The following is a 411-nucleotide window of genomic DNA, read 5'->3' on the forward strand; positions in this document are numbered from 1 at the left end:
GCATCTGCGAGGTTTTTCAATGAGGATTGAAGAGCGGTACTATCTACTTCTTTTAACCAAAGCGTATCTTGTCGTTTTTTTAATTGCGTAAGCTCGGCAGAGCAAGAAGGATAGGTTAATCCTTTTCCCGCTTCTTTATACGTATCATTCCAAAGAGCAAGAAAATGGTTAAATACAAAGCGACTGCAACCAATCGTTTTAGCAATTAATATTTCTTGTTTCTTATTTGGGTAGATACGAAATTTATATGCCTTATTTACTAACATAGGTTGCACCTCACTTTTTCATAGTATATCTACAGTATACAAAAAACGTAGGCTTACGCCTACTGACATTCATCTCCCACCTAAAATTGGTGTTTCACACCTTCACATTTTTGAGGAAGGAGTCTTCTGTCAGAAAACGATAAAC

At 36.5% G+C, this 411-nt stretch carries 1 protein-coding gene; it reads right to left on the bottom strand.

Annotation, left to right across the window (positions count from 1 at the left end; genetic code table 11):
- A partial coding sequence (locus tag MR065_RS27175; RefSeq protein ID WP_242215747.1) for a helix-turn-helix domain-containing protein occupies nucleotides 1-266 on the bottom strand: 266 nt, incomplete at its 3' end.
- Nucleotides 267-411 lie beyond the last annotated feature (145 nt).

The sequence above is a fragment of the Bacillus cereus group sp. BfR-BA-01383 genome, assembly GCF_022663495.1.
GTDB lineage: Bacteria > Bacillota > Bacilli > Bacillales > Bacillaceae_G > Bacillus_A > Bacillus_A cereus_AU.